The organism is Pseudescherichia sp., assembly GCF_031987975.1.
GTDB lineage: Bacteria > Pseudomonadota > Gammaproteobacteria > Enterobacterales > Enterobacteriaceae > Pseudescherichia.
Genome location: NZ_DALZYX010000002.1, coordinates 110589 through 132844 on the forward strand (window position 1 = coordinate 110589; position 22256 = coordinate 132844).

Annotated in this window: 20 protein-coding genes; 8 read left to right on the forward strand and 12 right to left on the reverse strand. The window is 57.5% G+C overall.

The window, feature by feature from the left end; genetic code table 11:
* Positions 1-210 precede the first annotated feature (210 nt).
* Both dcuC and rna read left to right on the forward strand, forming a co-directional pair.
* Complete coding sequence (dcuC, locus tag RTN40_RS03885) at positions 211-1584, forward strand: anaerobic C4-dicarboxylate transporter DcuC (protein ID WP_312227301.1); 1374 nt, start codon at positions 211-213, stop codon at positions 1582-1584.
* An 88-nt stretch (positions 1585-1672) separates the two neighbouring features.
* A complete protein-coding gene (gene rna / locus RTN40_RS03890) occupies positions 1673-2482 on the forward strand; it encodes a ribonuclease I (protein ID WP_312227302.1) in 810 nt (269 codons plus the stop codon).
* A gap of 52 nt (positions 2483-2534) precedes the next feature.
* On the opposite strand, the gene RTN40_RS03895 is transcribed toward rna, so the two are convergent.
* The 4 genes from RTN40_RS03895 to ahpC all read right to left on the reverse strand — a co-directional run bounded on the left by RTN40_RS03895 (position 2535) and on the right by ahpC (position 7180).
* The gene (locus RTN40_RS03895; protein WP_312227303.1) at positions 2535-3365 is read right to left on the reverse strand and encodes an alpha/beta hydrolase; all 831 of its coding nucleotides are present in this window, start codon (positions 3363-3365) and stop codon (positions 2535-2537) included.
* 86 nt (positions 3366-3451) lie between these two features.
* Positions 3452-4693 (reverse strand): zinc-dependent alcohol dehydrogenase, encoded by a 1242-nt coding sequence (locus RTN40_RS03900; RefSeq protein ID WP_312227304.1) that lies wholly within the window; start codon positions 4691-4693, stop codon positions 3452-3454.
* Between the two features lie 205 nt (positions 4694-4898).
* Positions 4899-6461 carry an alkyl hydroperoxide reductase subunit F gene (gene ahpF / locus RTN40_RS03905; RefSeq protein ID WP_312227305.1) on the reverse strand — a complete coding sequence of 521 codons (1563 nt, stop codon included), beginning with the start codon at positions 6459-6461 and terminating at the stop codon, positions 4899-4901.
* A 155-nt stretch (positions 6462-6616) separates the two neighbouring features.
* Positions 6617-7180 carry an alkyl hydroperoxide reductase subunit C gene (gene ahpC, locus RTN40_RS03910; protein WP_312211507.1) on the reverse strand — a complete coding sequence of 188 codons (564 nt, stop codon included), beginning with the start codon at positions 7178-7180 and terminating at the stop codon, positions 6617-6619.
* Between the two features lie 304 nt (positions 7181-7484).
* On the opposite strand from ahpC, the gene citR reads away from it, so the two are divergent.
* Positions 7485-8390, forward strand: coding sequence for a DNA-binding transcriptional repressor CitR (gene citR, locus RTN40_RS03915; protein ID WP_312227306.1), 906 nt, complete (start codon positions 7485-7487; stop codon positions 8388-8390).
* A 14-nt stretch (positions 8391-8404) separates the two neighbouring features.
* Here citR and RTN40_RS03920 read toward each other — a convergent pair whose 3' ends face one another.
* Complete coding sequence (locus tag RTN40_RS03920) at positions 8405-9565, reverse strand: pyridoxal phosphate-dependent aminotransferase (protein WP_312227307.1); 1161 nt, start codon at positions 9563-9565, stop codon at positions 8405-8407.
* A 126-nt stretch (positions 9566-9691) separates the two neighbouring features.
* Here RTN40_RS03920 and RTN40_RS03925 point away from each other — a divergent pair, with 126 nt between their 5' ends.
* The 3 genes from RTN40_RS03925 to RTN40_RS03935 are packed head-to-tail and all read left to right on the forward strand — an operon-like array spanning position 9692 to position 11531.
* Positions 9692-10303, forward strand: a complete 612-nt coding sequence (locus RTN40_RS03925; protein WP_312227308.1) for a methylthioribulose 1-phosphate dehydratase — start codon at positions 9692-9694, stop codon at positions 10301-10303.
* Entirely contained in the window at positions 10303-10992 is a 690-nt protein-coding gene (gene mtnC, locus RTN40_RS03930; protein ID WP_312227309.1) for an acireductone synthase, read from the forward strand. Before RTN40_RS03925 ends, mtnC begins: the two co-directional genes overlap by 1 nt.
* A complete protein-coding gene (locus tag RTN40_RS03935) occupies positions 10989-11531 on the forward strand; it encodes an acireductone dioxygenase (protein ID WP_312227310.1) in 543 nt (180 codons plus the stop codon). The genes mtnC and RTN40_RS03935 overlap by 4 nt, the downstream gene beginning before the upstream one ends.
* A gap of 12 nt (positions 11532-11543) precedes the next feature.
* Here RTN40_RS03935 and mtnA read toward each other — a convergent pair whose 3' ends face one another.
* Positions 11544-12563, reverse strand: a complete 1020-nt coding sequence (gene mtnA, locus RTN40_RS03940; RefSeq protein WP_312227311.1) for an S-methyl-5-thioribose-1-phosphate isomerase — start codon at positions 12561-12563, stop codon at positions 11544-11546.
* Positions 12564-12668: 105 nt separating this feature from the next.
* Between mtnA and mtnK the strand changes: the two genes are divergently transcribed.
* A complete protein-coding gene (gene mtnK / locus RTN40_RS03945; protein ID WP_312227312.1) occupies positions 12669-13868 on the forward strand; it encodes an S-methyl-5-thioribose kinase in 1200 nt (399 codons plus the stop codon).
* 41 nt (positions 13869-13909) lie between these two features.
* On the opposite strand, the gene RTN40_RS03950 is transcribed toward mtnK, so the two are convergent.
* From RTN40_RS03950 to RTN40_RS03965, 4 genes are read right to left on the reverse strand one after another with little or no spacing between them, the layout of a single operon-like run.
* A complete protein-coding gene (locus RTN40_RS03950) occupies positions 13910-15151 on the reverse strand; it encodes an LVIVD repeat-containing protein (RefSeq protein WP_312227313.1) in 1242 nt (413 codons plus the stop codon).
* The gene (locus RTN40_RS03955) at positions 15148-16212 is read right to left on the reverse strand and encodes a sugar ABC transporter substrate-binding protein (RefSeq protein ID WP_312227314.1); all 1065 of its coding nucleotides are present in this window, start codon (positions 16210-16212) and stop codon (positions 15148-15150) included. Before RTN40_RS03955 ends, RTN40_RS03950 begins: the two co-directional genes overlap by 4 nt.
* 25 nt (positions 16213-16237) lie before the next feature.
* Positions 16238-17233 (reverse strand): ABC transporter permease, encoded by a 996-nt coding sequence (locus RTN40_RS03960; RefSeq protein ID WP_312227315.1) that lies wholly within the window; start codon positions 17231-17233, stop codon positions 16238-16240.
* Positions 17230-18732, reverse strand: coding sequence for a sugar ABC transporter ATP-binding protein (locus RTN40_RS03965; RefSeq protein WP_312227316.1), 1503 nt, complete (start codon positions 18730-18732; stop codon positions 17230-17232). Before RTN40_RS03965 ends, RTN40_RS03960 begins: the two co-directional genes overlap by 4 nt.
* A 161-nt stretch (positions 18733-18893) precedes the next feature.
* Between RTN40_RS03965 and RTN40_RS03970 the strand changes: the two genes are divergently transcribed.
* Positions 18894-19982 (forward strand): oxidoreductase, encoded by a 1089-nt coding sequence (locus tag RTN40_RS03970; RefSeq protein WP_312227317.1) that lies wholly within the window; start codon positions 18894-18896, stop codon positions 19980-19982.
* 3 nt (positions 19983-19985) lie between these two features.
* On the opposite strand, the gene RTN40_RS03975 is transcribed toward RTN40_RS03970, so the two are convergent.
* Both RTN40_RS03975 and RTN40_RS03980 read right to left on the reverse strand, forming a co-directional pair.
* On the reverse strand, positions 19986-21155 hold the full coding sequence (locus tag RTN40_RS03975; protein WP_312227318.1) for an MFS transporter: 1170 nt from the start codon (positions 21153-21155) through the stop codon (positions 19986-19988).
* Between the two features lie 116 nt (positions 21156-21271).
* Positions 21272-22201: a LysR family transcriptional regulator gene (locus RTN40_RS03980; RefSeq protein WP_312227319.1), complete on the reverse strand. Its 930-nt coding sequence runs from the start codon at positions 22199-22201 to the stop codon at positions 21272-21274.
* Positions 22202-22256 lie beyond the last annotated feature (55 nt).

Below are 22256 nucleotides of genomic sequence, written 5' to 3' on the forward strand. Positions count from 1 at the left end.
ACATAAAGAGGGTGAGATTGCCGAGTATACGCAGCGATTAATTAATACTTAAAGATTTTTTTAAGCGATTTCACTTAGTCATATGCAGAAGTTCTACCCAGGTAGCCAATTCGTCAGATAATCCGCGTTACTTAGCAATTTATTGATTTTAGTCAGCTACCGGTTCGCTTCCGTTGGGCACATTGCATGCCTTAATGATGAGAGGGAACCATGTTGACCTTTATTGAACTCCTGATGGGCGTGGTGGTGATTGTTGGCGTTGCGCGCTACATCATCAAAGGCTACTCGGCGACCGGCGTACTCTTTGTCGGCGGCCTGATACTGCTGATCGCCAGCGCGCTGATGGGCCATAAAATCCTGCCGTCGAGTGCCACCAGTACCGGCTACAGCGCCACCGATATTGTCGAATATATCAAGATCCTGCTGATGAGCCGCGGCGGCGACCTCGGCATGATGATCATGATGCTGTGCGGGTTTGCCGCCTATATGACCCATATCGGCGCGAACGATATGGTGGTCAAGCTGGCCTCTAAGCCGCTGCGCTATATCAATTCGCCCTACATTCTAATGATCGCCGCCTACTTTGTGGCCTGCCTGATGTCGCTGGCGGTCTCCTCGGCCACCGGGCTTGGCGTGCTGCTGATGGCAACCCTCTTCCCGGTGATGGTCAACGTCGGCATCAGCCGCGGTGCGGCGGCGGCCATCTGCGCCTCACCGGCGGCGATTATCCTCTCCCCTACTTCGGGGGACGTAGTGCTGGCGGCCAAGGCGGCAGAAATGCCGCTGATCGACTTCGCCTTCAAAACCACCCTGCCTATCTCCATCGCCGCGATTATTGCGATGGCGATTGCTCACTTTTTCTGGCAGCGCTGGCTGGACAGAAAAGAGAGTATCTCTACAGAGATGCTGGACGTGAGCGATATTACTACCAGCGCGCCCGCGTTTTACGCCATTCTGCCCTTTACGCCCATCGTCGGCGTGCTGATCTTTGACGGCAAGTGGGGACCGGAGCTGCATATCATCACTATTCTGGTGATCTGCATACTGCTGGCGGCGGTGCTGGAGTTTGTACGCGGGTTCAATACCCAGCGGGTTTTCTCCGGGCTGGAGGTGGCTTATCGTGGTATGGCGGACGCCTTTGCCGGGGTAGTGATCCTGCTGGTGGCCGCCGGGGTCTTTGCCCAGGGGTTGAGCACCATCGGCTTCATTGAAAGCCTCATCTCCATCGCCACCTCCTTTGGTTCGGCAAGTATTATTCTGATGCTGGTACTGGTGACGCTGACCATGCTGGCGGCGATGACCACCGGCTCGGGCAACGCGCCGTTCTACGCCTTTGTAGAGATGATCCCGAAGCTGGCCGGCGAGGCGGGCATTAATCCGGCCTATTTGTCGATTCCCATGCTGCAAGCCTCTAACCTTGGGCGCACAATATCTCCCGTCTCCGGCGTAGTGGTTGCCGTTGCCGGGATGGCAAAAATATCGCCCTTCGAAGTGGTAAAACGCACTTCAGTACCGGTTCTGGTGGGGTTAATCGTGGTGATTGTCGCTACGGAGATCCTGGTTCCCGGCACGGCCCTGCCCTAAGCACCACACGAAAAAGCGCCTGTCCGGCGCTCTTTTTATGCTTTAATAACTTTCTGGAACTATTTAAATATATTCATCAGGAATTGAAATGTTCAGAAAGGAGTTCGTAACGCTGCTTGCCGCAGCAACGGCCATGCTCTGGACCGCCGCCGCGTCTGCTGCGCCCCTCAGCGCCACGCAATATGGTGATTTTGATCGCTACGTGCTGGCGCTCTCGTGGCAGACCGGGTTCTGCCAGAGCCAGCACGATCGCCGCCAGCGCGAGCCGGACGAGTGCCGCCTGCAAAAAGAGAGTGATAACAAAGACGACTTTCTGACCGTGCACGGCCTGTGGCCCGGCTTGCCTAAGTCTATCGCCGCACGCGGCGTAGACGATCGCCGCTGGATGCGCTACGGCTGTGCTACCCGGCCGATACCCAACATGCCCGAGGCGCGTGCCAGTCAGAAGTGTGCCAGCGCTGAGACCGGGCTGTCGCTGGAGAGTGCGGCAAAGCTGAATAGCGTGATGCCGGGAGCCGGCGCAAACTCCTGTCTCGAGCGCTATGAATATGCCAAGCACGGGGTCTGCTTTGGCTTCGATCCAGATGCTTACTTTGGTGTGATGGTGCGCATGGCCAGCGAGATCAAGCAGAGCGCCTTAGGTAAGTTTATTGCTGCTAACTATGGCGAGCGCGTCAGCCGCAGCGATTTTGATGCCGCCTTTGCCCGAACATACGGCGTTGCCAACGTGAAGGCCGTGAAGCTGACCTGTAACGGCAACCCGGCCTACCTGACGGAGGTGCAGATCACTCTGAAGGCGAATGCGATTAATGCGCCGCTCTCTGCCACGTCATTTATTGCCCAGCCGCACCCCGGAAACTGTGGCAACGAGTTTATTCTGGATGAAGTTGGCTATTAGCGGAGAAAAGCTACCCTCTGCGCGTTAAGCAGCGGGTAGCCTGTATGAGCAATCAGGACTGGATGAAGGCGAGCAGATCGTCAGAAATCTGGTGCTTGTGCGTAGTACAAATGCCGTGGGAACCCCCTTCGTAGACGATCAGCCGGGCATCGGGTAGGATCTCCGCAGCAACTTTGCCGCAGGTCTTAAACGGCACAATTTGATCGTCATCGCCGTGGATCACCAGCGTTGGAATAGTCATTTTTATTAAATCTTCACGTAGATCGGTTTCTGAAAACGCCGCAATACAGTCGTAAAGACCTTTAATCGATCCCTGCATTCCCTGAGCAACAAAGCTCTGGCGCACCTGCTCCGATTCGCTGGTATCGACGCGGTTGTAACCGTAAAACGCGGCGCTTAGCTCATAGAAAAAAGCTCCGCGATCGTTGAGCACGCCGGCACGAATACCGTCAAAAACCTCCAGCGGCACGCCGTCGGGGTTAAAATCCGTTTTGAGCATGATCGGCGTGACTGCGCTAATCAGTACCGCTTTAGCGACGCGCTCGGTTCCATGACGGCCAATATAGCGCGCTACTTCTCCCCCACCGGTAGAGTGTCCGACGTGTATAGCGCCTTGCAGATCGAGGTGCGCGGTCAGCTCGGCGAGATCGTCCGCATACTGATCCATATTATGCCCGTCCCAGGGCTGGGCCGAGCGGCCATGGGCACGGCGGTCATGGGCAATGACGCGGTATCCTTTGGAAGCCAGAAAAAGCATCTGATCTTCAAACGCATCGGCGGTAAGTGGCCAGCCGTGGCTAAACACAATCGGCTGTCCGCTGCCCCAGTCTTTGAAATAGAGATAACTACCATCTTTTAGCGTGAGTTTATCGTAATCGCTCATGGGATCTCCTGTTAACGGGCGCGTTAGAAACAGTAAGGCCTTCATTACCGGTAAGTAACGAAGGCCTGGAGGAAGTATAGGAGGTATTAAGCCGGCGGCAGGTTGATATTACCGTTGCTCAGGGCCGTTACGCTGGCTCTCGCTGCTTCCGGACTTTGCGCCCCGGGCACCAGAATAATTTTGCGGCAGTCATCCTGGCGTTTATCAAACATCTCATAGCCACGGGCCGCATCTTCCAGCGGCAGATAGTGGGTAACGATCTCCTCCGGCTTCAGCAGGCCCTGCTCAACCAGCGGCAGCAGCTCCGGCAGCCAGGCGTGAACGTGGGTCTGGCCCATGCGGAACGAGATGCCTTTATCGAAGGCGTCACCAAACAGGAAGCCGTGGATAAAGCCAGCATAAACCCCCGGCACGCTGACAATCCCGCCCCGGCGCACGGCGGCAATCGCCTGACGCAGCACCTTACCGCTGCTCCCCTCCAGCTTGAGGTTAGTCAGAACCGTTTCGGTGGTGCTGCCTTTCGCCTCGAAGCCAACCGCGTCGATCACCGCATCCACACCGCGATTGCCCGGGGTGTTTTCGATAATGACCTCGGCAGGATCGTCATGCTTATCGAAGTTAATCGGGATCACCCCATAACGCTCTTCAGCAAAGCGCAGACGGTAGTCATTGTGGTCGACCATAAAGATCTGCTCGGCTCCCAGCAGTCGGGCGCAGGCGGCGCTAAGCAGGCCTACCGGACCCGCCCCGTAGATGGCGATCCGTGAACCTTTTTTGACCTCGCCGTTTTTTACCGCCTGCCAGGCAGTCGGCAGGATATCGGAGAGGAACAGCACTTTATCATCAGGGAGCAGCTGCGGCACCTTGAAGGGGTTAACGTCACCCTTAGGCACGCGGACATACTCTGCCTGGCCACCCGGCACGCCACCGTAGAGGTGGCTATAGCCAAACAGCGCGGCCGGCGGTGGGATCTGCTTTTTATTCAGCGATGCGCCTCTGCCAACGTTGGTGGTTTCACAGGCCGAGTATTGATGCTGCTGACAGAAGAAACAGCTGCCGCAGGCAATCACGAAGGGAATGACCACCCGCTCGCCTTTCTGGATATTTTTTACATTGCGCCCCACTTCGACCACTTCGCCCATAAACTCGTGGCCGAAGATATCGCCATGCTCGGTTTTGGGGATTTTACCGTGGTACAGATGCAGGTCGGAGCCGCAGATGGCGGTCGCGGTAATGCGCAGAATAATGTCATCCTGCTGTTCAATAATCGGATCCGGCACGCTCTCGACGCGAACGTTATGGGGACCATGATACGTCAATGCTTTCATTCAGACCTCCGCTACCCCGTCAGATCGGGAGAGTGAAAATTAGGCTTGCACGGATCAAGGTTAGTCAGTCCAGGCGCTAATCTGGGCGGTCAGGCGAATCGACGGCGGTTTTGAGAGTAATCTTAGCGGAAAAAAAGACGTGATAAAAAAAGAGGCTACCCGAAGGTAGCCTCGCTGCTCACAGTGCAGGTGTCTTACTTGCTTATTATACTGTCGTGCGGATCAGATGGTCGAACGCGCTCAGAGAGGCTTTCGCACCTTCCCCGGTAGCGATAATGATCTGTTTGTACGGCACGGTAGTGCAGTCGCCCGCCGCGAACACGCCTTTCACGCTGGTTTCGCACTTCGCATCAATGATGATCTCACCCATACGGTTCCGCTCAACCGCGCCTTCCAGCCAGTTAGTGTTCGGCAGCAGACCGATCTGCACGAAGATACCTGCCAGCTCAAGATGATGCACATCGCCGCTCACGCGGGCACGGTACTCAAGGCCGGTCAGTTTGGTACCGTCGCCTTTCACTTCGGTAGTCTGAGCGTTGAGAATGATATCGACGTTTTTCAGGCTGCGAACCTTATCCTGCAGTACCTTGTCGGCTTTCATCTCTGGGGCAAACTCAAGCAACGTAACGTGTTCAACAATACCGGCCAGGTCGATAGCCGCCTCAACGCCGGAGTTACCGCCGCCGATGACCGCGACGCGTTTACCTTTGAACAGCGGGCCGTCGCAGTGCGGGCAGTAGGTTACACCGCGGGTACGGTACTGCTCTTCACCCGGCACGCCCATGTTGCGCCATTTGGCACCGGTGGCAATGATCACGCTGCGTGCTTTCAGCACCGCGCCAGACGCGGTTTCGATCTGATGCAGGCCACCCTCTTCTGCCGCCGGGGTCAGTCTGGTCGCGCTCTGAGTATCGATAACGTCAACGTTATAATCATCAACGTGAGCCTTAAGCGCACCGGCCAGCTTCTGGCCTTCAGTTTTCGGCACGGAGATGTAGTTTTCAATATCCACGGTGTCGAGCACCTGGCCACCGAAACGCTCGCCCATCAGGCCGGTACGAATACCTTTACGCGCAGAGTAGACCGCTGCCGCTGCACCCGCAGGGCCGGAGCCAACAATCAGCACATCGTAAGCGTCACGTTTGTTCAGCTCTTCCGCCGCGCGTTTTTCCGCACCGGTATCCACTTTAGAGACGATTTCGGTCAAGGTCATACGACCTGAACCAAACTCAACGCCGTTCAGGAACACTGCCGGTACGCCCATAACGTTACGATCGGTGATTTCGTTCTGGAACACGCCGCCGTCAATCGCCGTATGCTTGATGCGTGGGTTAAGCACGGACATCAGGTTCAGCGCCTGGACCACGTCCGGGCAGTTGTGGCAGGAGAGCGAGTAGTAGGTTTCGAACTCAAAGTCCCCTTCCAGCGCGGCGATCTGCTCAAGCATCTCTTTCGCTTCTTTGGAAGGATGACCGCCGGTCCACAGCAGCGCCAGCACCAGCGAGGTAAATTCGTGGCCCAGCGGAGAGCCGGCAAAACGCGGCCCCTGGTCAGAGCCTGGGTTAGTAATCAGGAACGAGGGTTTACGCACCGGCAGCTGATTGTCCTCTTTGAAGGAGACTTTGTCAGACAGCTCGGCGATTTCAGCCAGCAGTTCCTTGATCTCTGCCGATTTAGCGCTGTCGTCCAGGGTGGCAATCAGCTCAACAGGTTTGGTCAGACGCTCAAGATAAGCCTTAAGCTGGGTTTTCATTGTAGTATCAAGCATTAGGGTCACTCCTGAGTTAAAAACATCATCATGCAAGCTGCCTCAATGGGGCTGCCTGAATGCAACTTGAATCATGTTGTTAGGGAAAAACGGGTGCATAGCGCACCCGTGATAGATAGGCCCGTGCAAGCGCAGCGCCGCCGGGCTTTTCAGACTTAAATCTTGCCAACCAGGTCCAGGGACGGAGCCAGGGTCGCTTCACCCTCTTTCCATTTAGCCGGGCACACTTCGCCTGGGTGAGCAGCAACGTACTGAGCCGCTTTGATTTTGCGCAGCAGGTCAGATGCGTCACGGCCAATGCCTTCTGCAGTCACTTCGATCGCCTGAATGATACCCTGCGGGTCAACGATGAAGGTGCCACGGTCAGCCAGGCCTTCATCTTCACGCATGTTTTCGAAGTTACGGGTCAGTGCGCCAGTCGGGTCGCCGATCATCGCATATTTGATTTTAGCGATGGTTTCAGAGCTGCTGTGCCACGCTTTGTGGGTGAAGTGGGTGTCGGTGGAGACGGAGTACACGTCCACGCCCAGTTTCTGCAACTCATCGTAGTGATCGGCTACGTCGCCCAGCTCGGTCGGGCAAACGAAGGTGAAGTCAGCCGGATAGAAGAAGAAGACGCTCCAGCGGCCTTCGGTATCTTTCTCGGTCACTTCGATGAATTCACCGTTTTTGAACGCCTGGTTTTTAAAAGGTTTGATCTTGGTATTGATTAAGGACATCTATACTTCCTCCGTGGTTTCGATGAGATATAAGGTACCGAATTTTGATGGCAACGGCTAATGCGTTTGCTTTATCAAATCAATCAGCGATATCTAACAACGTAAAAGCCGTAATGGCGTCGGGGATTACATCACTCCCCTGAACAAAGGGCAATGCACCGCTGTAAGGTCTGATCTATGGCTGTGATAGGTTGCGCCGTTATGAGTACACTTTAGGACACATCGTTTAATACCGGTCTTTTCATGGTATATTTCTTCCCGTCCTGAGATCGTTATTAATAAGCAGCAGTACGGCGAGATAAAAATGGCTAACCTCTATGATTTAAAAAAGTTCGACCTTAATTTGCTGCTTATATTTGAGTGTATTTATCAGCATCAGAGCATCAGTAAAGCAGCTAAAGCGCTCTTTATTACCCCCTCCGCAGTGAGCCAGTCTTTGCAGCGTCTACGCGCCCATCTCGACGATCCGCTGTTTGTCCGCAGCGGGAAAGGCGTGGCACCGACCACGGTCGCCATCAATCTGCATATCCATCTGGAAGAGAATCTTAACCAGCTTGAGCAGACCATCAACATGATGAACAGCAACGAGCTGAGTAAAAAGTTTGTTATCTATACGCCACAGCTGCTGATGAACGAAGGGAGCATGGCGCTGGTTAACATGCTGCGCAGGCAGGCCAGCTACACTATTGAACATCATGATATCTTTATTACCCCGCAGTCGGCAGAGGAGCTGTTAACCTACCGCAAAGCCGATCTCATTCTCTCTCTGTTTGCCATTGCTAACCCGGCCATCGTCTGCGAAAAGCTCTCCAGCGAACCGCTGGTGTTGGTATGTAGCGCCGATCACCCGCGTTTAACGGGTAAGGTAAACATAACTGATGTACTGGCTGAGGGGTTTACGTTGTACAGCACGCCGGAGAGAGGCGCGCTGGCGTTGCAAAGAGACATTGAGGCGGTATTGCCGCAGCGCAATATTCTTTTCAGCAGCGACTCATACATTTCTATTATTAATATTATTAACCAGTCAGATCTTATTGGACTGATGCCGTTACCTACATTTAATCACTATAAAAAAATAATGAATTTAAAAATAGTAGATGTCGATATCACCCTGCCCGCTTTAGATATATTCATGCTTTATAACCGTGCCTCGCTAAACGGCAGCGCCTTCGCCAGCCTGATCGATATGATAAAACTGGCGGATCGTTAGTCGAGGCGCGGCGTTCAAAGCTTACAGAGTCGCTCTGCGGCGGCCAGCAGCGTCGCTTCCTGCTTGGCAAAGCAGAGACGAATAAGCTTATGCGGGAAGGGATCGGCGCAGAATACCGACAGCGGAATAGCCGCCACCCCCACCTCTTTGGTTAACCACTGACAGAAGCTGACGTCATCCAGATCGGAGATGGCGCTGTAGTCTGCCAGCAGGAAATAGGTTCCTTCGCAGGGCAGAATCTCCAGCCGACTCTTGCTCAGGGCATCAATCAGCAAATCGCGTTTTGCCTGGTAAAAAGCGGGCAGCTGCTGATAGTGCTCCGGCTCCGCCCGCAGCATATCCGCCAGCGCCAGCTGGGCCGGCGTGTTAACCGCAAAGGTCAGATACTGATGCACCTTCCGCAGCTCGGCACTGATGGCCGCCGGGGCGACGCAGTAGCCTACCTTCCAGCCGGTCATATGGTAGGTTTTACCAAAGGATGAGACGGCAACTGCCCGCTGACGCAGCTCCGGGTGAGCGAGCACGCTGGCGTGCCCTGCCGGGTCAAAGCAGATGTGTTCGTAAACTTCATCGCTTAGCACATAGATTTCACGCTCGGCAATCGCCTGCCACAGCGCGGCGAAGTCCTCACGCTGCCACACCGTCGCTGATGGGTTATGCGGCGTATTGAGAATAACCAGCCGGGTCTTGTTGCTCAGCAGTGCGGCAAAGGCCTGCCAGTCAACGCGAAAGTGCGGCGGCTGCAGCGCAATACGCTTAACTATTCCGCCCGCCAGCTCAACCGCAGGGGCGTAGCTGTCGTAGCTTGGATCGAAGCAGATCACCTCATCCCCGCTGCGCACCAGGGCGGTAATGGCGGCGTAGAGCGCCTCCGTGGCACCGGCGGTCACGGTAATGTCGCTATTAGCATCCGGCTGATAGCCATACAGGGCGGCGGTTTTATCGGCAATGGCTTCCCGTAACGCCTGCACCCCGGTCATTGGCGCATACTGGTTTGCCCCCTGGGCCACGTGAAATGCCAGACGCTCCTGCAGATAGCGCGGACCATCATAATCAGGAAAACCCTGAGAGAGATTAATTGCCTGGTGGGCCTGCGCCAGAGCACTCATCTGGGTAAAGATGGTAGTGCCAAGATTGGGCAGTTTACTCTGCGGGATCAGTGTGTTATTGCTCATGGATGCCTGCCTGCGTGTAATACTGATGTTGCTGCCACTATATCACGATGTTAGTATTTGGCAATCAAGACGCTTAGACGTCTAAACAATAATGTTATTCCTCTGCTCACACTACTCAGGAGCGTTATGACATATCCTCTGCAACTTCCGGCGCTGGTTGAAGCCTGCCACTGGCTAGGGGCAAAAGGCTGGGCACCGGCCACCGGCGGCAATATGTCGGTGCGGGAAAACGCCGACTGGTGCTGGCTCAGCGAATCCGGCAAAGATAAGGGCAGCCTGACGGTGGACGATTTCTTGCAGGTGGAGATTGCCACCGATCGCGCCCCCTCCGGACGTAAACCCTCTGCTGAAACCGGACTGCATACCCTAATCTATCGTCTCTATCCGGAGGCTAACGCCGTGCTGCACGTGCATACCGTTAACGCTACGGTCCTGTCGCGTATTGAGAAATCCTCAGCGCTGAACCTGCAAGGTTATGAGATGCAGAAATCCCTGAGCGGGCAGACCAGCCATCTTGATACGGTCGCCATTGCCCTGTTTGATAACGACCAGGATATCCCGGCCCTTGCCCAACGCATTGAGGCATATGCCCGCCAGAACCCCTTGCGCTACGGCTTTCTGCTGCGCGGCCACGGTCTGACCTGTTGGGGACGCAGCGTAGCGGAAGCCCGCCGCCACCTTGAGGGGCTGGCGTTTTTATTTGAGTGTGAAATGCAGCGCCGACTGCTGGAGAGATGATGATCCGCGCCATAGTTACCGATATTGAAGGCACCACCAGCGATATCCGCTTCGTGCACGACGTGCTGTTCCCCTACGCCCGCGAGCGGCTGGAGGCGTTCGTCACCGCTCAGCAGTATGCCGAGCCGGTAAAATCCATTCTTGATAATCTACGGGATGAGATCGCCCGACCGGATGCCACCTCCGCCGAGCTGATTGAGACGCTGTTCAGCTTTATGGATGAAGACCGTAAGTCAACGGCGCTGAAGGCATTGCAGGGGATCATCTGGCACGACGGCTACGTCAACGGCGACTTTACCGGCCATCTCTATCCCGACGTGCTGCCTGCGCTGGAGAGGTGGAAGGCACAAGGCATTGATCTCTATGTTTATTCCTCTGGCTCCGTGGCGGCGCAAAAACTGTTATTTGGCTACAGCGATGAAGGTGATATTACTCATCTGTTTAGCGGCTACTTTGATACCCGTATAGGTGCTAAGCGTGAAGCAAGCTCCTACAGCAACATTGCCGAGCAGCTGGCCCTGCCGTCGGCGTCGATCCTCTTCCTGTCGGACATCCATCAGGAGCTGGACGCCGCCGCAGAGACCGGTTTGCGCACCGTGCAGCTGATCCGTGGCGATGATGACGCCGCCAGCCAGCATCACCAGGTGCACAGTTTTAACGACATCAACCCGGAGCAGATCCCCTCATGAGCGCATTAACTGTCTATTCCGCAACCGATACCCGCCAGCCTACGTGGCACAGCACCGACGCCGGAGAGATCCAGCAGCAGCTTAATGCGAAGGGCGTGCGCTTTGAGCGCTGGCAGGCCGACCGCAATCTCGGCACCGATCCTGCCCCACAAGCGGTGATCGACGCCTATCAGCACGCCATTGATAAGCTGGTTGCCGAGAAGGGCTACCAGAGCTGGGATGTCATCAGCCTGCGCGCCGATAACCCTAATAAGGAGGCACTGCGGGAGAAGTTTCTTAACGAGCACACCCACGGCGAAGACGAAGTGCGCTTTTTCGTCGAGGGTGCGGGCCTGTTCTGCCTGCATATTGGCGATGAGGTCTACCAGGTGCTGTGCGAGAAGAACGATCTCATCTCGGTTCCGGCCGGGACGCCGCACTGGTTTGATATGGGGTCCGAGCCGAACTTTACCGCCATTCGGATTTTCGACAACCCGGAGGGATGGGTTGCGCAGTTTACCGGCGACGCCATCGCCGACGGCTATCCGCGCCTGCCGTAAATTATACCGGGGCTACGACTTAAAACATCCCGCGGCTACCTCGTCCGGCGTGACGACGCCGGTATCCAGCACCCAGCCGCTAATCAGCGCGGCGGGGGTGACGTCAAACGCCGGGTTATAGACCAGCGTCGATTCCGGTGCCCACTGCACCGCCCCAAAGCTGCCTGCCACGCCGGTCACTTCGCTGGCCGCGCGCTGCTCGATAGGAATGGCTTCCCCGTTCGGGCAGAGCGGATCCAGGGTGGTCTGCGGCGCAGCAACGTAAAACGGGATGTTGTGATAGCGGGCCAGCACCGCCAGCGAGTAGGTGCCGATCTTATTCGCCACGTCGCCGTTAGCGGCAATGCGATCCGCGCCGACCCACACTGCATCTACCTGCCCCTGCGCCATCAGGCTGGCCGCCATCGAATCGGTGATCAGCTGGCAGGGAATGCCCAGCTCCGCCAGCTCCCAGGCCGTCAGACGGCCCCCCTGCAGCAGCGGGCGCGTCTCCCCTACCCAGACGTTAACCACTTTACCGTCGGTAAAGGCCTGGGAGATGACCCCCAGCGCCGTCCCTACCCCAGCGGTCGCCAGCCCACCGGTGTTACAGTGCGTCAGCAGGCGGCTGCCGGGGGCAACCAGCGCGCTGCCCGCCTCGGCGATCCGAGTGCAGAGCTGCTTATCTTCCGCTATCAGCCGCTCGGCCTCAGCCACCAATGCCGGGACAAAATCCACCTCCGCCAACGCCTGCTTCATGCGGTCGAGGTTGTTCATCAGATTCACCGCCGTCGGACGGGCCGCCCGCAGCGTCTCCAGCGCCTGGGCCAAAGAGATTTTGCTCGCGCCCCGCTCGGCCAGCAGCGCCAGCAGCAGGCTGGCAGAGAGACCAATCAGCGGCGCGCCGCGTACCCGCAGAGCGTGAATATGGCCTACCAGCGTCTCTACCCTGTCAGCGGGCAGCCAGCGTTTCTCCTGCGGCAGGGCCTGCTGATCGAGAATAAAAAGCTGATTATCGGTGACGCGCAGACTGGTGGTCTGAAGTGGCTGCATAGCGTTAAATCCCTGTTGCGTTGATGTATCGTATTGTGTCAGGATGATTTACAGATGTATAGACGTCTGAATGGCTTTATAACCAGAAAATTGAGGATAACGGCAATGTCGCAATACCGAACTTTCAACGCCGCCGACGCGGTGGCCTATGCCCGGCAATTCGCTGGTCTGGAGCAGGCATCCGAACTGGTTGACGCGCATGAAGTCGGTGACGGCAACCTGAATCTGGTCTTTAAAATTTTCGACGCCGAAGGCGTAAGCCGGATCGTCGTCAAGCAGGCCCTGCCCTACGTGCGCTGCGTGGGCGAATCCTGGCCGCTGACCCTGGACCGTGCCCGGCTGGAGGCGCAGACCCTGGTAGAGCACTATCAGCACTGCCCGGCGCACACGGTGAAGATCCACCATTTCGATCCCGAGCTGTCGGTGATGGTGATGGAGGATCTCTCCGATCACCGCATCTGGCGCGGGGAGCTGATCAAGGGCACGTACTATCCGCAGGCCGCCCGCCAGCTGGCGGCGTACCTCGCCCAGACCCTGTTCCACACCAGCGATTTTTATCTTACTCCGGCACAGAAAAAGGCCCAGGTAGCGCAGTTTATCAACCCGGAGATGTGCGGCATCACCGAAGACCTCTTCTTTGACGATCCGTACCGCGTTCACGAGCGCAACAGCTACCCGGCGGCGATTGAGGCCGACGTGGTCGCCCTGCGCGACGATACCGCCCTGCTGCTGGCGGTGGCTGCCCTCAAGCAGCGCTTCCTCTCTCATGCCGAAGCGCTGCTGCACGGCGATATTCACAGCGGCTCGATTTTCGTGGCTGAAGGCAGCCTGAAGGCGATTGACGCCGAGTTTGGCTACGTGGGGCCGATTGGCTTTGACGTCGGCACCGCTATCGGCAACCTGCTGCTCAACTACTGCGGCCTGCCGGGGCATCTGGGCATCCGCGATGCCGCCGCCGCCCGCGAGCAGCGCCTGAACGATATTCAGGAGCTGTGGAGCACCTTTGCGGAGACATTCCTCGCGCTGGCCGCCGAGAAGACTCGCGACGTAGCGCTGGCCCATCCAGGCTATGCTGCTCAGTTCCTGCAGAAGGTATGGCACGATGCGATAGGTTTCTGCGGCACGGAGCTGATCCGCCGCAGCGTCGGCCTCTCCCACGTGGCGGATATCGACTCCATCGCCGATGAGGAGATGCGCCACGAATGCCTGCGCCACGCTATCCATTTAGGCAAAGCGCTGATCGTTATTGCCGACCGTATCCATAACGTTGATGAATTGATTGCCCGGGTTCGGCAGTACAGCTAATGCATAATGCCCGGCAAGCACCGCGCCGCCGGGCAATACCTTTATCCCAAATACTCAATCACAGATAATCCGCCGTTATAGTCGGTGCTGTAGATGATCCCCTGCGCATCGACAAACACGTCGCAGGACTGGATCACCTGCGGACGGCCAGGGCGGGTATCCATCATCTTCGCTGGCGCGGCAGGCACCAGCGCCCCGGTCTCTACCGGACGGTACGGGTTAGAGATATCGTAGGCCCGCACCCCAGCGTTTTGGTAGGTGGCAAAAATCAGCGTCGAGCTGATAAAGCTCCCCGGCCGGTTCTCATGTAGGTTGTGCGGCCCAAAGTGCGCCCCTTTCGCAACGTAGTCGATCTCATCCGGCTGTGGGAAGGTAGAGATGCTGACCGGATTAGCCGGGTCGCGAATATCAAACAGCCAGATCAGCTTCTCGCCGTCCTGCTGGTTATCCAGCACCGCCTCGTCCAGCACCACCAGCAGATCCCGGTCCGGCAGCGGCAGCGCGGTATGGGTTCCACCGCCAAAAGGCGGACTCCAGTTGCGGTGGCTGATGAGCTTCGGCGCGCTGCGATCCTTCACATCCAGCAGCGTCAGCCCACCGTCGCGCCAGCTGCCGTAGGCGGTGTCCCCGGCGATAATGGCGTGGTGCAGGGCGTAACGCTTGCCCTCCGGCCACGTCGGGGTCTCCCCCGCCGCCTGGTTCATCCCCGGCAGCCACCAGCGCCCCGCCACTTCGGGCTTACGCGGATTGGCCAGGTCAATGGTCAGGAAGATGTAGTCGCTGAAGCCGTCGATCAGAGCAGAGACATAGGCCCAGCGGCCGCCCACGTACCAGATGCGGTGAATACCGATGCCGTCCAGTGACAGAAAGCCAATCTCTTTCGGCTGGTCCGGCGTGGAGATATCAAACACGCGCAGTCCGGCGCTCCAGCCTCTGTCCTGCACGTCGCTCACCGTCTCCCCCACCGAGCGGGTGTAGTAGACCTTTTCGTCAGCGAAACGGGCGTCGGCGAAGAGGTCTCGGGCGTTGATCACCAGCAGCAGATCGTCATGGGCCTGCAGATGGACGTTCCAGGTTCCCGGCGGCGCAGGCACATAGCCTGCGGGGCGTGGATTTTTCGGGTCGCGCACGTCAACAATCGAAAAGCCCTGAGAGACCATATGCCCGATATAGGCGAAGCCCCGGTGCACCATCAGCTGCACCCCATCGGGCCGCCCGCCCTGATCCGAGTGACCAATCAGCCGCATATTGCGACTATAGTCAGGCGTAGGCAGCGCACTCATTTGTTTTTCGCTTGCAGGGTGGCAAACCATGGGGCGATAAAGTCTTCGGTCTGGCCCCAGCCCGGAATGATTTTACCCAGGGATGCGACGTTCACCGCCCCCGGCTGGGCGGCCAGCAGCGCCTGCGGGATCGCCGCGGCTTTAAAGTCGTAGGTGGCTGGGGTCTGCTCCCCGGCAAGCTTGTTGGCGATCAAACGGACGTTGGTCGCGCCAATCAGCTTCGGATCCACCGCCACGCTCACCTTCCACGGGCTGTTAGATTCGCGCATCAGCTGCAGATCCTGGTTGGAGACATCAATGCTGTAGAGTTTGATCTCGGTGCGGCCATTCTCTTTCAGTGCCTTGTAAGCGCCCTGGCTAAAAGCGTCCCAGGTGCCCCAGATCGCATCGATCTGCCCTTTCGGGTACTTCGCCAGCACCGCGCCGACTTTGTTCGCCGTATCGCCCTGCACATCGGAAGAGACCGCCCCGATGGACTCCAGCTCTTTAATGCCCGGGTTCTGCTTCAGCAGCGTCTGGTAGGCGGCCTGGCGGCGCTCCATTGGCGGGAAGCCGGCCACCCACAGCTTGATAATATTGGCCCTGCCGTTGAAGTCCTTCACCAACTCGCCAAAAGAGAGGTTGGTCAGCGAGGCGTCATCCTGCTGGGTGACGGTCACGCCGGGGATCTCACCATTGATGGCGGTATCAAATACCGATACGGCAATGCCTGCGTCTACCGCTTTTTTCACCAGCTCGGTTGAGTAAGGATCGCGGCCCTGGGAGAGAATGATACCGTCATACTTCTGGCTGATAGCCTGGTTAACAAAGTCCTGGAATTTGGCGTCGTCGCCGTTGCTGAGGAAGGTGCTGACTTTAAAGCCGAGCTTTTTGCCCTCCGTCAGCGCACCGGAGACAAACTGGGTAGTGTTATCGTCCGAACCCAGGTTACGGATCAGCGCAATGCGTACCGGTCCGCTGTGGTTAGCCAGCGCGGCCGGAACCGGAGCAGGCGTTGCCGCGTAGCCCGGAACAGAACTCAGCAGGCCCAGCGCCAGCAGTGAGAGTGCAAATTTTTTCATTTCTGTTTCCCCTGATAAAAGTAAATTAGCGACGCTGGAAATAGGTCAACGCCAGAGCACCGGCCAGCACCAGGCCCTTAATAATGTCCATTGCGTAGTAAGGCACGGAGAGCATCACCAGCCCGTTTGACAGCACCCCGAGGATCACCGCCCCCACCAGCGTGCCGAGCGCGTTGGGCTTGCCGGATCCGGCCAGCGAGAAGCCAATCCATGCCGCCGCAACCGCATCCATCAGGTAGCCGCCCCCGGCGTTCACCTGAGAGGAGCCGATGCGCGAGGCCAGTAGAATGCCGCCGAGTCCCGCCAGCAGAGAGGCGATGACGTAGGCTGCCACCTTGTAGCGGGTAGTGCGAATACCGGAGAGGCGCGCCGCCTCCGGGTTGCCGCCGATGGCGTACATCCGCCGCCCGTGGGTGGTCAGCGACAGCCCAAGCTGGGCCACCACCGTGACCACCAGCATCACAATCACAATGATCGGCACCTGGCCAAGCAGACTAAAGCCCGCCGGGATCAGCCCTTCGGCCATCTCGCCGCTCGGCAGCAGCATGTTTTCAGTGATCGATCCGCCGTAGCTGTAGGTCATCGCCACGCCCTGGATCACAAACAGGCTGCCGAGGGTAGCGAGCATGTCGGGAATGCGCAGCACGACGATCAGGAAGGCGTTAAACAGGCCGACCAGGGTACAGAGCGCCAGGGTCACGAGGATCGCTTCGGTGGTGCCGAAGCCGTGCCAGACGAAGAGCGAGATCACCAGCGCATTTGCCAGCGACGCCGTCGATCCAACGGAGAGATCGAACCCGCCGATGGTCAGCGAAATCGAGACGCCGACGGCAATTACCGTGACGATGGCGATCGATCGCAGGATATTGATGATGTTGAAGGGGTCGAGGAAGTTATCCGAGGCGAGGCCAAAGATAGCCACCAGCAGCACCACGGTTAGCAGCATGCCCCACTTATAGAGAAAATCGAAAAACTGCTGACGGCCCGACGCCGCCGCTTTTACTGACAGGGCTTTGCTCACGCCGCCGCTCCTCCGGTCGAATAGTAAAGTAGTGTCTCTTCCCGGGCCTCTGCTCCGGCGATCTCCGCCACGATGCGGCCATCCCACAGGACGCAGATGCGATCGCAGAGTCCCACCAGCTCGGCAAACTCGCCGGAGGCGTAGACGATCCCCTTGCCCTCCCGGGCGAGGCCGTCAATCAGGCGGAAGAGATCGGTTTTGGCTTTCACATCGACGCCCTTGGTTGGCTCGTCGAAGATCACCACGCTGGCGTTGCCGCGCAGCCATTTGCCTATCGCCACCTTCTGCTGGTTGCCGCCAGAGAGACGACGCAGGATCTGCCCCGGGCCGGTGGTGCGCACGCCAACACGCTCAATCACCGTCTGCGCCCAGCGCCAGGCTTTACGATGGCCGAACAGGCTCCAGCGGGAGAAACTGTTGTCCGCGCTAACCGCCAGGTTCATGGCGATCGGCTCGTCAATAAAGATGCCCTCTTTACGTCGCTCCTCGGGGATCAACGCCATGCCGCGAATGACCGAATCCGCCGGATCCCGGGGCCGCCACGGCTGGCCGTTCAGCTCCCCACGGGCGACGCGGCTTTTCTCTGCGCCAAACAGCGCCTTACAAAGCTCGGTTTTCCCCGCCCCCGCTAATCCGGCAATGCCAAGTATTTCGCCTTTGCGCAGGTGCAGGGAGATATCCTTCAGCAGCTTCTCGTCATGCAGCCCTTCCACGCGCAGCAGGGTCTCCTCCCCGTGAGGCGGACGGCGCGGGGGATAGATATCGTTCAGCTCATGGCCGAGCATCTTCTCCACAACCTCCTCCCCGCTCAGGGCGGCCATCGGGCCGGACTCCACCAGCCTGCCGTCGCGCAGCACCGTCAGGGTATCGCAGATGGCCTTCAGCTCGTGAATACGGTGGGAGATAAAGACCACGCCAATCCCCTGCTGCTGCAAACGTCTGACTACAGTAAACAGGCGCTCGCTCTCGTGCTGATCCAGCGGGGCGGTCGGCTCATCAAGGATCAGAAAGCGGCAGCGATGGGAGAGCGCGCGGGCCAGCAGGATCTGCTGCTTCTCTGCAAGAGTACAGGTGTCGATAGCGCGTCTAACGTCGAGGGTGACGTCGAGCTGGGCCAGCGCATCCCGCGCATGCTGACGCACGGTGGACCAGCGCCAGGCATAGCCCGGCTCGGCCAGCTTATCGAGCATAATGTTTTCCGCAATGCTGAGACCGGGGACCAGCGCCACGTCAACTTCCTGCTGTACCAGATGAATGCCAAGGCGTTTGGCATCCAGCGGGGAGCGGATCGAGACCGGCTGGTTATCAATGGCGATCTCACCCTCATAATCTGCCCAGGTGCCGCACAGCACCGCCATCAGCGTTGACTTCCCCGCACCGTTGGCCCCGGTTAGCGCATGTACCGATCCGCCGCGCAGGCTGAAGTTCACCTGCGTCAGGGCATTAACGCCGGCAAAGGCGAGGCTAATCGCGCGCATCTCAAGATGGTTAACGCTCATTGAAGCGGGTTTCCTGGGATTAATAGGTTGATTTAACGAATTTTTCATAGCCGCGCTTGACTGGCAACAGCAGAAAAGGCATAAGATAAAGCGAAATATTATTAGCCATCCGGATGTCCAGACATAACATCGGGTTAGCGATTCCGCACAAGGACACAGACATGAGCAACACCGATATCCGCGTTGTACCCGGCCCGGCCAACTACTACTCCCACAACGGCAGCCTGGCGCGACTGAACGATTTTTATACGCCTGAGCAGCTCTCTCGTGCGGTTCTGATCTTTGGCGAGCGCGCCATCGCTGCCGCCCGTCCCTACCTGCCGGAGAGCGTCAACGCGCCTGGGGTGAAGCACCTGCTGTTTAAGGGCCACTGCAGCGAGCACGACGTTACCGCGCTGGTGAACGACGCCGGTAGCGACCGCAGCGTGGTGATCGGCATCGGCGGCGGCGCGCTGCTGGATACCGCGAAGGCCGTGGCACGCCGCTTAGGGTTGCCGGTGGTGGCGATCCCAACTATTGCCGCCACCTGTGCGGCCTGGACGCCGCTCTCGGTGTGGTATAACGACGCGGGTCAGGCGCTGCACTTTGAAATTTTCGACGACGCCAACTTCCTGGTGCTGGTGGAGCCGCAGATTATTCTCGACGCCCCGGTGGAGTACCTGCTGGCGGGCATCGGCGATACGCTGGCGAAGTGGTACGAAGCGGTGGTGCTGGCCCCGGATCCGGCCAGCCTGCCGCTGACCGTGCGGCTGGGGATCAACGGCGCGCTGGCGATCCGCGACGTGCTGCTGGAGAGCAGTGAAACCGCGCTGGCGGACCAGCAGCGTGGGGAGCTGACCCAGGCGTTCCGTGACGTAGTGGATGCGATTATTGCCGGGGGTGGAATGGTTGGCGGACTGGGTGAACGCTATACCCGCGTCGCCGCAGCTCACGCGGTGCACAACGGCCTGACGGTGCTGCCGCAGACCGATAAGTTCCTGCACGGCACGAAGGTGGCCTACGGCATTCTGGTGCAGAGCGCCCTGCTCGGCCAGGACGCGGTGCTGGCCCAGCTGATCAATGCCTTCCAGCGCTTCAGCCTGCCGACTACCCTGGCGGCGCTGGAGGTGGACATTCACAACCGTGACGAGTTGGATCGGGTTATTGCCCACACCCTGCGTCCGGTGGAGTCGATTCACTACCTGCCGGTGACGCTAACGCCGGAGTCCCTGCGCGCGGCGTTTGAAAAGGTAGAGACCTGGGCGCAGTAAGGCTTAATGCTGCTCCACCATATGGCCTGTTTTATCGGTTAACCCGGATAAAACGGCCAGAATCAAGGCGATAGCAGACAGCACAGCGCCTGCCCAGTTAGGTGACTGTAGGCCAAATCCTGCTGCTATAACTGCGCCGCCAAGCCAGGCACCCAGCGCATTGCCGAGATTAAAGAGACCGATATTGACGGCAGACGCCAGCGTCGGCGCACCTGCTGCCCGTGCTTTATCCATAACAAGTTTCTGGATAGGCGAGACGGTAGCAAAGCCGAATGCAGCCATAAGAAAGATACAGATGGCTGACATGATCTGGCTGTCTGCGGTGAAATTAAAAATGACCAGGACGATGGCCTGCGCGGCCAGGGTAACGTAGAGCATGGGCATCAAGGCCCGATCGGCATAGCGGCCTCCCAGCTGGTTTCCGACAAAAAGCCCCAGGCCGAAAAGCAGCATCAACCATGCCAGGCTACTTTCGTGATAGCCAGCCAGTTCCGTCATCATAGGGGCGATATAGGTTATTGAGGTAAAGAACGCCCCCGGCCCGAAAATAGTGATCCCCATCGCCAGCAGTACATTTACGTTGCGAAATGCGTTGAACTCTTGAGCAATGTTCTGCTCCTGCGAACGGGGCTGATGCGGGATAAGCCATCCGATACTGATAACCGTAATGGCTCCAATCGCCGCGATCGCCATAAAAGCGTCGCGCCAGGAGAGATGCTGTCCTATCCATGTGCCAGCAGGCACGCCGATTAAATTGGCAACTGTTAACCCCATAAACATGAAAGCGATAGCCCGCACGCGTTTAGCAGGATCCACCATATCGGCTGCAATAATAGAGCCGATGCCAAAGAATGCGCCATGCGTCATGGAGGTGATAATTCGCCCCACAATCGCCACGCTTAATGAGGGAGCAAAGGCGGTGACAAGGTTGCCAGCGACGAAAAGGAGCATAAGAGAGACCAGCATCGCTTTTCGCGGAACTCTGGAGCCAAGAATAATCAGGGCTGGGGCGCAGACAAACACGCCCATAGCGTAGGCAGTGGCCAGGTTACCCGCGACGGGGATAGTTACGCTAAATTCCGTGGCGATGACGGGAAGTAAACCAGCAATAATAAATTCGGTGGTGCCGATACCGAATGCACCTATCGCTAAGGCCCAAAGTGCTAATGGCATAATAGATATCCTGTCTGTGTTAAACGGCTGTTATAACCGGAATAAAGACAGACAGGATAAAAGCTTAATAGTAAGCGATAAACAGCCCGAAAATCGTCTGAGCGTAGAAACTATGTCTACCTTAAAGAACCAAAATGTCCCTCTTCGGCCTTAGCGAGCAGGCGATCAACGATAAGCCGGATTTTAGGAAAAAGATGCTTCGCTTTTGGCCAGACGATATTGAGATCTGCGGGATCGGGAGCGTATTCAGACATCACAGGAACAAGGTCGCCTTTTTCGAGGTATTCAGTCACCATTGATTCTGGAAACTGTGCGATGCCCAGGCCTGCCAGGCAAGCCTGAAGCATGGCATCGCCATCACTTATCTCATGAGCGGAATCAGCTATGAAGCGAATCTCTTTATCGCCTTCAGGCTTGAAACGCCAGGCAAGAGGTGCCCCGCGACGGTAACCCATAATGCAGCGGTGCTGCTTGAGACTGTCTATATCTACCGGCATACCCTGTTGCTCAAGATAAGCTGGCGTGGCGCATAAAACGAAACGCTGTCTGCTCAGACGACGGGCAATCAGCTCATCGGTGCTTTGTAGCTCTCCCAGACGGAGCACCAGGTCTATTCCCTCCTGCACCGGGTCAATGAGCCTGTCATTAAATGTCAGCTTGAGTTTCAAGGCCGGATACTGTTTAACAATATCGAGCAACAAAGGCATCATCAAATTTCTCCCGAATGAGGCGGGCATATCGATCCGCACGTTTCCGGAAGGGATTTCCTGCCGTCTACAGAGCACGTGCTCCGCTGTATCGAGAATGTCCAGCGCTGACAGGCAGCTTTTAAGGTAAGCCTCTCCGTCAGTCGTCAGGCTCAGTTTACGTGTCGAGCGATGAAACAGGCGTGTACCGAGCCTCTCTTCTAAGCGCGCAATACTTTTTCCTACCGCAGATTTAGTGATGCCGAGGCTTTCAGCAGCCTCTGTAAAGCTACGGGAGTGCGCCGCAACCACGAAGTTAGTGATCCCGCGTAATGTTTCAGCAGAAAAATTGATGGCCATGAAGTTGCCTTTGATGCGTTAAAGTCCGCGATTGTAGAGGATTAACTCTACATTA

Coding starts and splice junctions, on each gene's coding strand:
- RTN40_RS03895 (WP_312227303.1), bottom strand. CDS start 3,365: ATGAGCGATTACGATAAACTCACGCTAAAAGATGGTAGTTATCTCTAT.
- rna (WP_312227302.1), top strand. CDS start 1,673: ATGTTCAGAAAGGAGTTCGTAACGCTGCTTGCCGCAGCAACGGCCATG.
- mtnK (WP_312227312.1), top strand. CDS start 12,669: ATGTCGCAATACCGAACTTTCAACGCCGCCGACGCGGTGGCCTATGCC.
- RTN40_RS03955 (WP_312227314.1), bottom strand. CDS start 16,212: ATGAAAAAATTTGCACTCTCACTGCTGGCGCTGGGCCTGCTGAGTTCT.
- citR (WP_312227306.1), top strand. CDS start 7,485: ATGGCTAACCTCTATGATTTAAAAAAGTTCGACCTTAATTTGCTGCTT.
- RTN40_RS03935 (WP_312227310.1), top strand. CDS start 10,989: ATGAGCGCATTAACTGTCTATTCCGCAACCGATACCCGCCAGCCTACG.
- mtnA (WP_312227311.1), bottom strand. CDS start 12,563: ATGCAGCCACTTCAGACCACCAGTCTGCGCGTCACCGATAATCAGCTT.
- RTN40_RS03925 (WP_312227308.1), top strand. CDS start 9,692: ATGACATATCCTCTGCAACTTCCGGCGCTGGTTGAAGCCTGCCACTGG.
- RTN40_RS03950 (WP_312227313.1), bottom strand. CDS start 15,151: ATGAGTGCGCTGCCTACGCCTGACTATAGTCGCAATATGCGGCTGATT.
- RTN40_RS03965 (WP_312227316.1), bottom strand. CDS start 18,732: ATGAGCGTTAACCATCTTGAGATGCGCGCGATTAGCCTCGCCTTTGCC.
- ahpF (WP_312227305.1), bottom strand. CDS start 6,461: ATGCTTGATACTACAATGAAAACCCAGCTTAAGGCTTATCTTGAGCGT.
- RTN40_RS03970 (WP_312227317.1), top strand. CDS start 18,894: ATGAGCAACACCGATATCCGCGTTGTACCCGGCCCGGCCAACTACTAC.
- RTN40_RS03980 (WP_312227319.1), bottom strand. CDS start 22,201: ATGGCCATCAATTTTTCTGCTGAAACATTACGCGGGATCACTAACTTC.
- RTN40_RS03900 (WP_312227304.1), bottom strand. CDS start 4,693: ATGAAAGCATTGACGTATCATGGTCCCCATAACGTTCGCGTCGAGAGC.
- ahpC (WP_312211507.1), bottom strand. CDS start 7,180: ATGTCCTTAATCAATACCAAGATCAAACCTTTTAAAAACCAGGCGTTC.
- mtnC (WP_312227309.1), top strand. CDS start 10,303: ATGATCCGCGCCATAGTTACCGATATTGAAGGCACCACCAGCGATATC.
- RTN40_RS03920 (WP_312227307.1), bottom strand. CDS start 9,565: ATGAGCAATAACACACTGATCCCGCAGAGTAAACTGCCCAATCTTGGC.
- RTN40_RS03975 (WP_312227318.1), bottom strand. CDS start 21,155: ATGCCATTAGCACTTTGGGCCTTAGCGATAGGTGCATTCGGTATCGGC.
- dcuC (WP_312227301.1), top strand. CDS start 211: ATGTTGACCTTTATTGAACTCCTGATGGGCGTGGTGGTGATTGTTGGC.